Source organism: Shewanella sp. VK101 (assembly GCF_056497865.1).
The window spans coordinates 1,627,503-1,640,262 of the sequence record NZ_CM151402.1 but is presented as its reverse complement, the minus strand read 5'-3'; the positions used below and the strand labels follow the sequence as shown (position 1 = coordinate 1,640,262).

The 12,760-nt window shown below is 52.2% G+C and carries 10 protein-coding genes and 9 tRNA genes; 7 read left to right on the top strand and 12 right to left on the bottom strand.

Annotation, left to right across the window (positions count from 1 at the left end; all coding sequences use genetic code 11):
* Positions 1 to 27 precede the first annotated feature (27 nt).
* The 10 genes from ACSHSR_RS07395 to gltX form a co-directional block, all read right to left on the bottom strand.
* Positions 28 to 103 (bottom strand) — tRNA-Glu (locus tag ACSHSR_RS07395).
* A gap of 37 nt (positions 104 to 140) precedes the next feature.
* Positions 141 to 216 (bottom strand) — tRNA-Ala (locus tag ACSHSR_RS07390).
* A 35-nt stretch (positions 217 to 251) separates the two neighbouring features.
* A tRNA-Glu gene (locus ACSHSR_RS07385) sits at positions 252 to 327 on the bottom strand.
* A gap of 61 nt (positions 328 to 388) precedes the next feature.
* Positions 389 to 464 (bottom strand) — tRNA-Glu (locus tag ACSHSR_RS07380).
* A gap of 37 nt (positions 465 to 501) precedes the next feature.
* A tRNA-Ala gene (locus ACSHSR_RS07375) sits at positions 502 to 577 on the bottom strand.
* A gap of 34 nt (positions 578 to 611) precedes the next feature.
* A tRNA-Glu gene (locus ACSHSR_RS07370) sits at positions 612 to 687 on the bottom strand.
* A 213-nt stretch (positions 688 to 900) separates the two neighbouring features.
* Positions 901 to 976 (bottom strand) — tRNA-Glu (locus ACSHSR_RS07365).
* A gap of 61 nt (positions 977 to 1,037) precedes the next feature.
* Positions 1,038 to 1,113 (bottom strand) — tRNA-Glu (locus ACSHSR_RS07360).
* A 51-nt stretch (positions 1,114 to 1,164) separates the two neighbouring features.
* Positions 1,165 to 1,240: transfer RNA gene (locus ACSHSR_RS07355), tRNA-Ala, on the bottom strand.
* A 106-nt stretch (positions 1,241 to 1,346) separates the two neighbouring features.
* On the bottom strand, positions 1,347 to 2,756 hold the full coding sequence (gltX, locus tag ACSHSR_RS07350) for a glutamate--tRNA ligase (RefSeq protein WP_062793993.1): 1,410 nt from the start codon (positions 2,754 to 2,756) through the stop codon (positions 1,347 to 1,349).
* A 265-nt stretch (positions 2,757 to 3,021) separates the two neighbouring features.
* On the opposite strand from gltX, the gene ACSHSR_RS07345 reads away from it, so the two are divergent.
* The 6 genes from ACSHSR_RS07345 to ACSHSR_RS07320 all read left to right on the top strand — a co-directional run bounded on the left by ACSHSR_RS07345 (position 3,022) and on the right by ACSHSR_RS07320 (position 9,868).
* Complete coding sequence (locus ACSHSR_RS07345; RefSeq protein ID WP_101057640.1) at positions 3,022 to 3,249, top strand: hypothetical protein; 228 nt, start codon at positions 3,022 to 3,024, stop codon at positions 3,247 to 3,249.
* Positions 3,250 to 3,510: 261 nt separating this feature from the next.
* Positions 3,511 to 4,530 carry a TRAP transporter substrate-binding protein gene (locus ACSHSR_RS07340; protein ID WP_028781275.1) on the top strand — a complete coding sequence of 340 codons (1,020 nt, stop codon included), beginning with the start codon at positions 3,511 to 3,513 and terminating at the stop codon, positions 4,528 to 4,530.
* A 45-nt stretch (positions 4,531 to 4,575) separates the two neighbouring features.
* Positions 4,576 to 5,214, top strand: a complete 639-nt coding sequence (locus tag ACSHSR_RS07335; RefSeq protein ID WP_025012078.1) for a TRAP transporter small permease — start codon at positions 4,576 to 4,578, stop codon at positions 5,212 to 5,214.
* An 8-nt stretch (positions 5,215 to 5,222) separates the two neighbouring features.
* Entirely contained in the window at positions 5,223 to 6,620 is a 1,398-nt protein-coding gene (locus ACSHSR_RS07330; protein ID WP_025890112.1) for a TRAP transporter large permease, read from the top strand.
* An 87-nt stretch (positions 6,621 to 6,707) separates the two neighbouring features.
* Positions 6,708 to 8,504, top strand: coding sequence for a sensor histidine kinase (locus ACSHSR_RS07325; RefSeq protein WP_219004287.1), 1,797 nt, complete (start codon positions 6,708 to 6,710; stop codon positions 8,502 to 8,504).
* Positions 8,501 to 9,868 carry a sigma-54-dependent transcriptional regulator gene (locus ACSHSR_RS07320; protein ID WP_107353375.1) on the top strand — a complete coding sequence of 456 codons (1,368 nt, stop codon included), beginning with the start codon at positions 8,501 to 8,503 and terminating at the stop codon, positions 9,866 to 9,868. Before ACSHSR_RS07325 ends, ACSHSR_RS07320 begins: the two co-directional genes overlap by 4 nt.
* Here ACSHSR_RS07320 and ACSHSR_RS07315 read toward each other — a convergent pair.
* Entirely contained in the window at positions 9,847 to 11,109 is a 1,263-nt protein-coding gene (locus tag ACSHSR_RS07315; protein WP_045282643.1) for an MFS transporter, read from the bottom strand. The genes ACSHSR_RS07320 and ACSHSR_RS07315 overlap by 22 nt on opposite strands.
* Positions 11,110 to 11,257: 148 nt before the next feature.
* Here ACSHSR_RS07315 and ACSHSR_RS07310 point away from each other — a divergent pair, with 148 nt between their 5' ends.
* Positions 11,258 to 12,139 carry a LysR family transcriptional regulator gene (locus ACSHSR_RS07310; protein WP_096142301.1) on the top strand — a complete coding sequence of 294 codons (882 nt, stop codon included), beginning with the start codon at positions 11,258 to 11,260 and terminating at the stop codon, positions 12,137 to 12,139.
* A gap of 174 nt (positions 12,140 to 12,313) precedes the next feature.
* Here ACSHSR_RS07310 and ACSHSR_RS07305 read toward each other — a convergent pair whose 3' ends face one another.
* Positions 12,314 to 12,760 carry a hypothetical protein gene (locus tag ACSHSR_RS07305; protein WP_052658087.1) on the bottom strand — a complete coding sequence of 149 codons (447 nt, stop codon included), beginning with the start codon at positions 12,758 to 12,760 and terminating at the stop codon, positions 12,314 to 12,316.

Here is a 12,760-nt window from a genome sequence, read left to right as displayed (position 1 = left end):
GTCAAAAACAAAATCTCTTGGAAAATGTGGCATCCCCTAGGGGATTCGAACCCCTGTTACCGCCGTGAAAGGGCGGTGTCCTAGGCCTCTAGACGAAGGGGACCCCGGACTCACTGTTTAACCTCTGTGATAAGAGTATTTGGTGGAGCTAGACGGGATCGAACCGTCGACCTCTTGCATGCCATGCAAGCGCTCTCCCAGCTGAGCTATAGCCCCGAAATTCTGCCAAAAACAAAATCTCTTGGAAAATGTGGCATCCCCTAGGGGATTCGAACCCCTGTTACCGCCGTGAAAGGGCGGTGTCCTAGGCCTCTAGACGAAGGGGACCCCGGACTCACGTTTTAGACTCTGTGATAGGAGTACAGGTTTTGCTAAACGCTGCGAAAATTGGCATCCCCTAGGGGATTCGAACCCCTGTTACCGCCGTGAAAGGGCGGTGTCCTAGGCCTCTAGACGAAGGGGACCCCGGACTCACTGTTTAACCTCTGTGATAAGAGTATTTGGTGGAGCTAGACGGGATCGAACCGTCGACCTCTTGCATGCCATGCAAGCGCTCTCCCAGCTGAGCTATAGCCCCGAAATTCTGTCAAAACAAAATCTCTTGGAAAATGTGGCATCCCCTAGGGGATTCGAACCCCTGTTACCGCCGTGAAAGGGCGGTGTCCTAGGCCTCTAGACGAAGGGGACCCCGGACTCACGTTTTAGACTCTGTGAAAGGAGTACAGGTTTTACTAAACGCTGCAAAATGTGGCATCCCTTAGCGGATTCGAACCACGGTTACCGCCGACTCTCTACTCAAGGAAAGTGGGCGGTGTCCTAGGCCTCTAGGCTAAGCCAACCTCGGACTCACTGTTTAACCTCTGTGATAAGAGTACAGGTTTTGTTAAACACTGCGAAAATTGGCATCCCCTAGGGGATTCGAACCCCTGTTACCGCCGTGAAAGGGCGGTGTCCTAGGCCTCTAGACGAAGGGGACCCCGGACTCACGTTTTAGACTCTGTGATAAGAGTACAGGTTTTGCTAAACGCTGCGAAAATTGGCATCCCCTAGGGGATTCGAACCCCTGTTACCGCCGTGAAAGGGCGGTGTCCTAGGCCTCTAGACGAAGGGGACCCCGGACTTAAGCATTTAAACTCGGCTTAAAAAGAGCTTATTGAGAGAAGTTGGTGGAGCTAGACGGGATCGAACCGTCGACCTCTTGCATGCCATGCAAGCGCTCTCCCAGCTGAGCTATAGCCCCAAGCTATCTATCATTACATTTGAGTGTACTGCCAGCAACTTGCTGCCCTGTGTCTCAACTGCGAGGCGCATTCTATGCAGCACACCCAAATGTGTCAACGCCTTTTTTAGGAATTTATTCTGGCTGCTACAAATTCAACCGCTTTGGAGATTCTTTGCTCGCAACGAGCTTTCCCAATGAGAAATAAGGTTAAATCCAGAGCAGGAGATTGGCCCGCACCTGTCACGGCAACCCGCAAAGGCATGCCGACTTTACCCATTCCCACCTCCAGTTCGGCCGCAGTTGACTCAATGGCATTGTGAATCGCTTCCACGGTCCACTCAGGCAAAGCTGCCAACTTCTGCTGCACCAGTTGCAAGGGTTCCAATGCTACCCCACGCAAGTGCTTCTTGGCCTGTGCTTCATCAAAGGCCTCGAAGTCTTCATAGAAGTAACGGCTGGAGGTAGCCATCTCTTTGAGTGTCTTGCTACGCTCTGCCAATGCAGTAACGATTTCAGTCAGTGCCGGGCCATTACTGGTATCTATCTGTTGATCACGCATGTGCCATTCGAGGAAACCGGCCACATATTCTGGATCCAGCGACTTCATATAGTGCTGGTTCAACCAAATCAGCTTTTCGGTATTGAATGCCGAAGCCGCCTTGTTGATATCGTCCAATTTGAAGAACTGCTTCATCTCCTCCAGAGAGAAGATCTCCTGATCGCCATGAGACCAGCCCAAACGCACCAGATAGTTCAGCAATGCTTCCGGCAGATAACCGTCATCACGATACTGCATTACGCTCACTGCGCCGTGACGCTTGGAAAGCTTGGCACCATCGTCACCCAGGATCATGGATACGTGGGCATACTCAGGAACGGGTGCACCGAGGGCCTTGAGAATGTTGATCTGTCTTGGGGTGTTGTTGATATGGTCTTCACCGCGAACCACGCAAGTGATACCCATATCCCAGTCATCAACCACCACACAGAAGTTATAAGTAGGAGTACCGTCGCTGCGGGCAATGATTAGGTCATCCAGTTCTTCGTTGGCAATTTCAATCCGGCCGCGAACATGATCATCAAAAACCACGCTGCCTTCCTGTGGGTTTTTGAAACGCACTACATAAGGTTCATCTGTATCACGGGGAGCTGCATCACGGCAGCAGCCATCATACTTCTGGCGTTCACCCTTGGCGGCCTGCTCTTCACGCAGAGCTTCAATGCGCTCACGAGAGCAATAACACTTGTAAGCCGTGCCCTCTTTTAACATCTGAGCGATGATCTCGTTGTAACGATCGAAGCGTTTGGTCTGATAGTAAGGACCTTCGTCCCAATTCAGGCCCAACCATTCCATCCCTTCCAGAATGGCATCAACCGCCTCCTGAGTAGAACGCTCAAGATCCGTATCTTCGATACGCAGCACAAACTCGCCATTATTGGCACGAGCGTGCAACCAGGAGTATAGAGCCGTACGGGCACCGCCCACATGAAGAAAGCCGGTAGGGCTGGGAGCAAAACGCGTCTTGGTGGTCATAATTGAACACTAACCTTAAGAATAAACGCCTGCCAGGCAGGCAAATGAAAAGTGCGCATATTCTAGCAGCCTAACCCTACAGGGGAAAAGAGCTCTGACCGACAGTCACAAGATAGATATTGCGGCCCTGGATTGCCCTGCCGAGCCATATCCTGAGTAAGACACACCCGGATAGCGCCCCAGGCTGTAATACCAGCGCTTCTTTCATGCTAGCTAAATTTTCAACTACGCTTCAGGAAAGCATCTTTTTTGTGGAACAGAGGCTATGACAGGAATCAGTCAATCGGCTTCCCTCGCCAGCATTGCGGCCTATTTGAAGCACACCAACGACTATGACGAGCAAACGGCGCAAAAAGAAGCCAGAGAAGTGATGCATAACCTGGTGACTATGCGTCAGAAAGGCTTTATTACCGGCTGGTACTTTGACGAGCAGGGGCACCTGGAGCTACTGCCCAGTGACGCCATCCTCAAGCGCATAGATCCCCCCAAGTAAATCAAAGTCGCAATAGGCGGTTTTCCACCCAAAGTCGACAGCACTGTGAGCAAGATCTCACCCAAACAGCAAAAAGGCGTGATATTCATCAAATAAACTACACTTTAGCAACCAATGAGTTACAAAAAAGTAATCAAGTTGGCGCACTACTTGCCTTATCCAATACAGACCTTAGGGAAAGTCGGCTGTATTCCCGCTGGAGATACGCACTTTGGGGTACGTATTTTTCAATAACTCAAGAGCATATAAAAAGGACACATCATGAGTGCATTCAATCCATCCAAACTCTTTACCCAGCCACTGAAAACCCTTGCCAAAGTGACGGCTTTGGCCGGCGCATTGGCGAGCTTCTCGGTTCTGGCAGAACCGGTAGAGATTAAGTTTTCCCACGTTGTGGCAGAAAACACCCCCAAGGGCCAAATGGCACTAAAGTTCAAGGCCTTGGTCGAAGAACGCCTGCCGGGTGAATATCAGGTCAGTGTGTTCCCCAACTCACAACTCTTCGGAGACAACAATGAACTGGCCGCGCTGCTGCTCAACGATGTGCAGTTGGTTGCGCCATCACTTTCCAAGTTCGAGCGTTACACCAAAAAACTGCAGCTGTTCGATCTGCCGTTTTTGTTCAAAGACATGGCCGCTGTCGACAAGTTCCAGCAGAGTGAAGCCGGGCAAAAGCTGCTGAACTCCATGAAGCGAAAAGGCGTTGTTGGCCTCGGTTATCTGCACAATGGTATGAAGCAGTTCTCTGCCAATGAGCCGCTGCTTTTGCCCAAGGACGCCAGCGGCAAAAAATTCCGGGTTATGGCCTCTGACGTGCTGGCGGCCCAGTTTGCCGCCGTTGATGCAACTGCAGTGAAAAAGCCCTTCTCCGAGGTGTTCACCTTGTTGCAAACCCGCGCCATAGATGGTCAGGAAAACACCTGGTCCAATATCTACTCCAAAAAATTCTTCGAGGTGCAGAGCCATATCACCGAAAGTAACCATGGTGTGCTCGACTACATGGTGGTGACCTCCAACACTTTCTGGAAGAGTCTGCCCGGCGATAAGCGGAAAATCATCAAAGAAGCGCTCGATGAAGCCATTGCCTATGGCAACAAGATTGCCGGTGACAAGAATGACCAGGACCGCCAGTTGATCATCGACTCCAAACGCTCTTTGGTAGTTGAGCTCACCCCAGAGCAACGCCAGGCCTGGGTTGATGCAATGAAGCCGGTATGGGCCAAATTTGAAGACCAAATCGGCAAAGACGTGATAGATGCCGCCGTGGCCGCCAACCAGTAAGTCAGTATGGGGGCTCCGGCCCCCGCAATTTCTGCGGAGAGCAATATGATTTCACGCGCCTTGGGCTACTTTGAGGAAGGCTTTCTCAACTTATTGATCACCCTGATGACGGTACTTGTCTTTGTCGAAGTCGTTGCCCGCTTCTTTTTCAATACAGGGTTTCTCTGGATGCAGGAGCTGACATTGACCCTCTGTGGTTGGTTTGTCCTCTTTGGCATGTCATACGGCGTTAAAGTCGGTGCCCATATAGGTGTCGATGCCTTCGTCAAAAAGCTTCCCAGGACAGGCCGCAAATACGCCGCCATGCTGGCTGCTGTCATCTGTTTGATCTATTGCGGCCTGTTTCTTAAAGGCAGCTGGGATTATCTCAGCCAGATGTATCAGATTGGGATACCCATGGAAGATATCGACTTCCCCCATGCCCTGGTTGCCAAACTGGACCCCGACTTTGCCTGGGAAACCCTGCGCATAGATGTGGAAGATCCGGCAGTACCACTGTGGATCTCCCAAAGCATTCTGATTATCGGTTTTGCCATGTTGACCTGGCGTTTCATTGAACTGTTTTTTGCCATTCTGACCAACCGCTCACAAGGATTCAGCTTCCACGATGAAGCCAAGGAAAGCATGCACCTGGCAGACGAAAACGAAGCCGGCGAAGACAAAAACAACTCCAAGCATGAGTAGGTAACGCCATGACAATAGCTACCCTCTTTATCGTCTTATTTGTTTGTATGCTGCTCGGCATGCCCATTGCCATTGCGCTGGGTTTCTCCAGCATGCTGACAATTTTACTGTTTTCCAACGATTCGCTGGCCTCTGTGGCCCTGAAACTCTATGAGTCCACTTCAGAGCACTACACTTTGCTGGCGATCCCTTTCTTTATTCTGTCCTCGGCCTTTCTCTCCACCGGCGGCGTCGCCAGGCGGATCATCGACTTCGCCATGGACAGTGTCGGCCATATCCGCGGCGGTTTGGCCATGGCCTCGGTCATGGCCTGTATGCTGTTTGCCGCCGTCTCCGGCTCTTCTCCGGCCACAGTAGCGGCTATCGGCTCCATAGTTATCGTCGGCATGATCCGCGCCGGATATCCGGAAAAATTTGCCGCCGGGGTTATTACCACCTCAGGTACCCTGGGAATACTGATCCCACCATCGATTGTGATGCTGGTTTATTCGGCAGCCACCGAAGTGTCCGCGGCGCGGATGTTTATGGCCGGGCTGATCCCTGGGTTACTGGCGGGGATGCTAATCATGCTGGCCATCTATATAGTGGCCCGTATCAAGGGATTACCTTCCCTGCCCTTCCCCGGCATTCGCAAGCTCTCTATCTCAACGGCCAAGGCGCTGGGTGGCCTGATGCTGATTGTCATAGTGCTGGGTTCCATTTACGGCGGGGTCGCCAGCCCCACGGAAGCCTCGGCGGTCGCCTGTATCTATGCCTATTTCATTGCCGTCTTCGGCTATCGCGATATCGGGCCACTGAAAAATGTCGCCTGGCGCAATCCTGGTGAGCCTATAGTCAAAGCCATAGGCCGCAATCTGGGATACAGCTTACTGGGGTTACTCAAGACACCTGCCGACAGAGAGATACGCGCCGTCGTCAGGGATGGCGCCAAAGTCAGCATCATGCTGCTGTTTATCATAGGCAACGCCATGCTGTTCGCCCATGTATTGACCACAGAGCGGATCCCTCACATGATTGCCGAAAACATAGTCGGCATGGGCCTGCCTGCCTGGGGCTTTCTCATCATAGTCAACCTGTTGTTGCTGGCCGCAGGTAACTTTATGGAGCCATCAGCCATTTTGCTTATTATGGCGCCAATCCTATTCCCCATCGCCACCCAGTTGGGAATCGACCCCATTCACCTTGGGATCATCATGGTAGTCAATATGGAGATAGGAATGCTGACGCCGCCGGTGGGGCTTAATCTGTTTGTGACCTCGGGGATCACAGGCAAGAGCATAGGTTGGGTAATCCACGCTTGCCTGCCTTGGCTGCTGCTGCTATTGGGGTTCCTTATTCTGATCACCTATGTTCCTGAAGTGTCCCTGTTCCTGCCCGAGTATCTGGATTCGTTGCGGGGCTTTTAATCCTTGAAATCATCAGGGCTATCGGCGAGTCTAAGACTCGCCGATTTCTTACGCCGGAACTACACCGAATAACGCCGGGACAATAAGATGCCGCTCAACAACAAGACCCGAAAGCGCCTGCTTATCACCACCATGCTGGTGACGGGTCTGTTTATTACCCTCAAACTGACCTACTGGTACCATCTGGATAAGGGATTCACCCAATACCAGGCCCTGGCAGACAAACAGCTCAGCGAAGTCATAGGCTTTATTGAAGGCGCTCTCATTCGCTATGAGAGTATTCCCCATGTGCTGTCCACCAACCCCATGTTGGCCCGGGTAATCAAGAGTAGCGCAGACAAGAGCGAAATCAGCAAAATCAACAAGTACTTTGAAGAAATACAGCATGTCACCGAAGCCTCTGATATCTATCTGCTCAATAGCCAAGGGGATGCTATTGCCGCCAGTAACTGGCAGCAAGCCTATTCGTTCATCGGTCAGAATTATGCCTTTCGCCCCTACTACACAGAAGCCATAGCCGGCAGGCTGGGCAGCTATTACGCCGTCGGCACCTCGTCCAACACCAGGGGGTTTTATTTCTCCTACCCGATTTACGATCAGGGTAAAGTACTCGGTGTCATAGTGGTCAAGGTCGATATTGCCGATATTGAAGAGCAGATGACGGGGCTGGCCAAGGCGGGCCAGTATGAACTGGCCATCAGCGGTGAGGATGAAGTCATCTTTCTGGCCAGTATTGCCAATTGGCGCCTGAGGTCACTGCAACCCCTGGCAGCGGAAAGGTTGCAACAGATAACCCTTAGCCGCCGTTATGCCAACCGTAAGCTGCAGGAACTCAGGATAGATCCGCCCTACCGGCAGGAAACACCCGCACACAGGGCACTATATCGGATAGAAAACGATCAAGGCCGGGCCCAATATCTGGATACCCGCAATGAAATGACCAAGGTAGGCTGGTATGTGCATGTGCTGACGCCTGTGGCACCTTTGTATCGTTCACTGCCCCCTGTTATGTTGCTGTCCGCAAGTATCTTTCTGTTGCTGGCATTGGGGCTGCTGTTCAGTATCGAGCGGCGCCGTAACCTAAGACGCATGCGCCAGGCCCAGAGCCAGCTGGAACATAGGGTCAAAGAACGTACCCGGGAGTTGGAAGATGCCAACACCCAACTGAAACAAACCCAGGATGAACTGATCCAGGCCGCCAAGCTGACTGTCATCGGCAGTCTGTCTGCCAGCATCAACCATGAAATCAATCAACCATTGGCGGCGCTGCGCAGTTATGCCCAAAACACTCAAACCTTTCTTGGTCGGGGCATGCATGACAAGGCACAGGAAAACCTGGTCACCATCATCAGCCTGACCGACCGCTTGGCGGAAATAGTTGCCCAGTTCAAGAGCTTCACCCGCAAGAGCCAGGGCCAGGACAAGCCCACCAGTATCAATGAAACCGTGCAGGAGGCGCTGACCATAGTGCATCCGGAAATCGACAAGCAGGGGGTCCGGCTCGAACTGCAGCTCCCGGGTAAGCCCTGGTGCTTCTACGGCGATAAAATACGCCTGCAACAGGTACTGGTGAACCTTATAAGCAACGCCATAGTCGCCATGCAACGAGTCGATGAGCGTTTGTTGACCATCAGCATCAGCGTAGAAGAGATGCTTTGTATCCGTATTCAGGATTCCGGCCCAGGCGTCAACGAAAGCCAGATGGAGAAAATTTTCGAACCCTATTTTACCACCAGCCAACGACAGGGATTGGGTCTGGGACTCTCCATCTCCCGCCGAATTGTCGAATCCATGCAGGGCTCCATCAGCGTCGCCAACGCCGCCGAAGGTGGCGCTGTATTTCAGATCCTGTTGCCTCTGTACCGCGGCGAGGAAACCCAATGAGCGAACAAGAATACACAGTCCTGATCCTGGACGACGAACCCCATATAGGCACAGTGCTGAGCCAATTATTTGAACTCGAAGGCATCAGTGCCAAGGCATCGACCCAACCGAAAGAGATCTTGCGCCACCTCAGCCGCGACTGGATGGGAGTGGTCATTACCGATGTCAACATGCCCGGCATGGATGGCATCAGTGTCATGCAGCAAATCAAACAGCTGGATGCCGATCTGCCGGTGATACTGATCACCGGCTTTGGCGATATCGCCATGGCGGTCAGCGCCGTTAAACAGGGCGCCTATGACTTTCTGGAAAAACCCTTCAACAACGAGCATATTCTGGATGTCGTCAAGCGGGCACTGGACAAGCGCAGCCTGACGCTGGAGAACCGTAAGCTCAAGCAGGAGCTGGAATCCCAGAGCCTGCCAGGCCCCAGGATCCTCGGCAACAGTCCGGGTATCCGTCAGATGCGCCATCTCATCCACCAGGTGCTGGATACCCCGGCCGATATCCTGATCGAGGGTGAAACCGGCACTGGCAAAGAGTTGGTTGCCCGTTACCTGCACGATCACAGCCCCAGACACGGCGCCAACTTTGTCGCCATCAACTGTGGTGCTATCCCGGAAAACATTATAGAGAGTGAGCTGTTCGGTGCCGAAGCCGGAGCCTTTACCGGCGCCGACAAGACCCGGATTGGCAAGTTTGAGTACGCCAACGGCGGCACCCTGTTCCTCGATGAAATTGAGAGCACACCTATGGCATTGCAGGTCAAGTTGCTGCGTGTGCTGGAAGACAGGAGAGTCGAGCGTCTGGGCTCCAATAAATCCATAGCACTGGATATCAGGGTGATTGCCGCAACCAAGGTCGACCTCAAAGAACTGTGCCGCCAGGGCAGCTTTCGCGAAGATCTCTTCTATCGTCTCAATCTGGTGACTGTGGCCATTCCGCCGCTGAGGGAGCGACGGGAAGATATTCCCTTGCTGTTTCTGCACTTTGCCCGTATTGCTTCGGCCCGCTACCACAAGGCGCTGATTGCCCTTGGCGGTGAACAGCAGGCCCGTCTCAGTACCCATGAATGGCCCGGCAATGTGCGCGAATTGAGAAATCTGGCGGAACGTTATGTTCTGCTTGGCGCCGAGGCTGCCTTTGCCGGCGCCATAGGCAGCAGTGACAGCCTGCAAAGCGGCATGTCACTGACTCAAAGGGTGGAGTTTTTCGAAAGACTGCTGATTGAAGAAGCCCTGGCGCACAACAAGGGCTCCATCAAGCTGACCATGGAACAGTTGGAGCTACCGCGCAAGACCCTCTACGACAAGATGCGCAAATATGGTCTTGAGCGTAAAGATTACCTCAACGATGCCCCTTGAGGCGTATCCATCTCCTGGCTGAGCGGCTGTTTTTGCCGCCAGCCAAGGCGCCAAACCGCCAGCGAAGTCAAAAACAGCAAAACCATGGATCCCATCACCACGCCCTGCCACTCGCCTCGCTGCCAGAACAGCATCAAAAAAGGGCCTCCCATTGCGGCGCCAAGGTAATAGCAGCACAGATATAATGAAGTGGCCTTGGCCCTGTGGCTGCTGGCGCGCATGGCCACAAAGGAGTTACAGCAACTGTGGGTAATAAAGAAACCGCAGGAGGTGAGCAAAAAGCCTACGCAGATCCACACCTGGGTATCCAGCAGAGTCAGCAGACTGCCGCACAACATCAGCAGCAAGGAAATTCTGAACAGAGGCAACTGCCCATGGCGGGCGATCCACCTGGCGGTGTAATAAGACGCCAGTGTGCCGCTTGAGTAGCAGAGGAAAATCAGCGTCGCCTCAAACCGGCTCCAATCATAAGGCGGTGCCATCAAGTGCAACTGAATAAAGCTGTACTGGTTGACCATCATCATAAATGCCAGCCCACCGATAAGGTAAGCCAGTCGCATCTGACTATCCTTGAGGTGATGCACAAAGCCCCGTAAGTCTTCACTGCCACCGCGCCAGAAACGCCACTGTTTCGGCAGCCGTTCTCGCTTGGCGGCGCTGACGGCATTGGGCAGTAAATAGCTGACCAGTGCCACCCCAAACAGACTCACCGCCAGCAGCAGCCACATGGCATCCTGCCATAATAGATGTTGCGACATCAGCCCGCCAAACAGCCGACCGATAATGCCACCGAAACTGTTGGCGGTAATGTAAACCGCCGCGGCCTTGAGCATGGTCTCAGGTCTGAGCTGCTCCTTGAAATAAGCCATGGCGATGGCCGGTACAGCCGCCAGCAATATCCCCTGAAGCAACCTCACCGCCACCAGTGCATTGAAATCTTTAACAAATACCAACAAGATATTGGACAGCGCCAGGGCCCAGAGGCTGATAACTATCGGCTTGTGACGGCCAATCCTGTCCGAGACTATGGCATAACCAAGCAAGGAAAACGCCAGCGTAAAGCTGGTGACAGAAAGCACCAGAGTCGACTTGGCTGCCGTTACCTGAAAATGCTCGGCAATCAAGGGCAGCATCCCCTGCATCAAATACAGATTGATATAAACCACCACTGATGCCACGCACAGTGCCCAAATCAAACGGGTATCACGCGCATGCCGGCCAACGGCTTCGACCTTAGTCACTCCGACCTCTTAAATTAGCAAAGGATTCACCATAACAAGGTTAGCACCGGGCAATGCATAACAATAATAGATAAATAATATCGATTTCATCAATTTTTGTTATGCTTGAAAAACTTCCTCAAGATTATCCGCAAGAGTAAGGCGAGACGTGGACATCCGACAACTAAAACACCTGGATAACCTGGTTAAGTACGGCAGTTTTACCCGAGCAGCAGAGAAGCTGAATTTGGCCCAACCCGCCCTCAGTCAGAGTATCAAGCGACTGGAGCAATCTCTCGGCGTCACTCTGGTCGACCGTAGTGGCAGCCGCCAGGAAAGCGGCATTCGCCTCACTGCCGAAGGGCTGGCGCTGCATCAACATGCGGTATTGATCCTCAAACAGCTGAGTCAGGCAGAGGCCCATATCCGGGCCATGGCCGAGCTGGCCAAGGGCGAAGTGCGAATTGCCGTGCCCGGTATGTTGGGCTCTTTCTACCTGCCGTCACGGGTGATGGCTTTTCGCCATCAGTATCCGGATTTGAAGCTGTCTCTGTTTGAGGGAGGCACCCGCGATGCCCTGAGGATGCTGGAGCAGGAAGAGGTGGATATAGCGATTATCACGGCCCAGGATCTCAAGCCTGAGTTCGAGTCCTGTCTGTTAATTAGAGAGCAGATGGTGGTAGCTTCAAGCCCTGAACACCCCTTGGCCACAAATGAGGCCGTAACGCTGGAGCAGTTTTTCGCCCATGAGTTAGTGATGTTCAAACCCGGTTATTTTCATCGTGAATGGATGCTGAGCCGAGCCAGAGAGCTGCAACTCGAGCCTAGGATCGCCTTTGAAACCAACCTGATAAACCTGATAAAACAGATTGTAAGTCAAGGATTTGCCGTCACCAGTGTGTTGGAAATGGTGATCAATGAAAGAGATGACATCATAGCCCTGCCCTTCGCACCTCCTGTACATCTCGACCTGCATATTGCCTGGAAGAAACAGCGCCCGGTAAGCCAGGCCGACCGGGCCTTTGTGGAGTTTTTGCTGGCCAATAAGTAAGAGCTTCACCTCTGTTCAAATCCCTTGTTTGAGAAAATGAATGAAATTTGTAGGGTATAGTAGCCATTACAAAATTCAAAAGGCAGAAGCCAAAGCTTCTGCCCTTCTTCTACTCAAACCACTATAAGTATTCATAGCGGTTTATCAAACAAGGAAAACTCTTATCGAACTTGATTACCAAGGTTGATAAAAATCCTGCGCTAAGTCCAATTCAGCTCTGAGAACCTGAGGATGTTGCTTCAACGACTCCAGTAACTTCAACAGGTCCACACCTTCAGGGACAGCCAACAAGGTAAGATTATTATCGCTTTGCCAATCCAAACGTAGATTATAACTTTGCGAAAAATCAGCAGCTGATACGCCATCAGCCAATTTTACAATCAGCTTTCCCGTAGGTATGGCGATAACCTTGCCATCACTATTAACTAGAGGCTGATCTTTTATCAGCGTATCTGCGATAACAATCTTATCGCCGGATTTTACCAACAAGGTGTCCTTATTTGGCTTAGCAGGAAGCATCTTTTGCAACGCAGACCCCTCCTTAGGTAAAGGAGCTGCATGCAATATAAGAGGCATGGTTGTAATGAGTAATGCCGCAACCGTCATTGTGATACTTTTCAT

Coding starts and splice junctions, on each gene's coding strand:
- gltX (WP_062793993.1), bottom strand. CDS start 2,756: ATGACCACCAAGACGCGTTTTGCTCCCAGCCCTACCGGCTTTCTTCAT.
- ACSHSR_RS07345 (WP_101057640.1), top strand. CDS start 3,022: ATGACAGGAATCAGTCAATCGGCTTCCCTCGCCAGCATTGCGGCCTAT.
- ACSHSR_RS07340 (WP_028781275.1), top strand. CDS start 3,511: ATGAGTGCATTCAATCCATCCAAACTCTTTACCCAGCCACTGAAAACC.
- ACSHSR_RS07335 (WP_025012078.1), top strand. CDS start 4,576: ATGATTTCACGCGCCTTGGGCTACTTTGAGGAAGGCTTTCTCAACTTA.
- ACSHSR_RS07330 (WP_025890112.1), top strand. CDS start 5,223: ATGACAATAGCTACCCTCTTTATCGTCTTATTTGTTTGTATGCTGCTC.
- ACSHSR_RS07325 (WP_219004287.1), top strand. CDS start 6,708: ATGCCGCTCAACAACAAGACCCGAAAGCGCCTGCTTATCACCACCATG.
- ACSHSR_RS07320 (WP_107353375.1), top strand. CDS start 8,501: ATGAGCGAACAAGAATACACAGTCCTGATCCTGGACGACGAACCCCAT.
- ACSHSR_RS07305 (WP_052658087.1), bottom strand. CDS start 12,760: ATGAAAAGTATCACAATGACGGTTGCGGCATTACTCATTACAACCATG.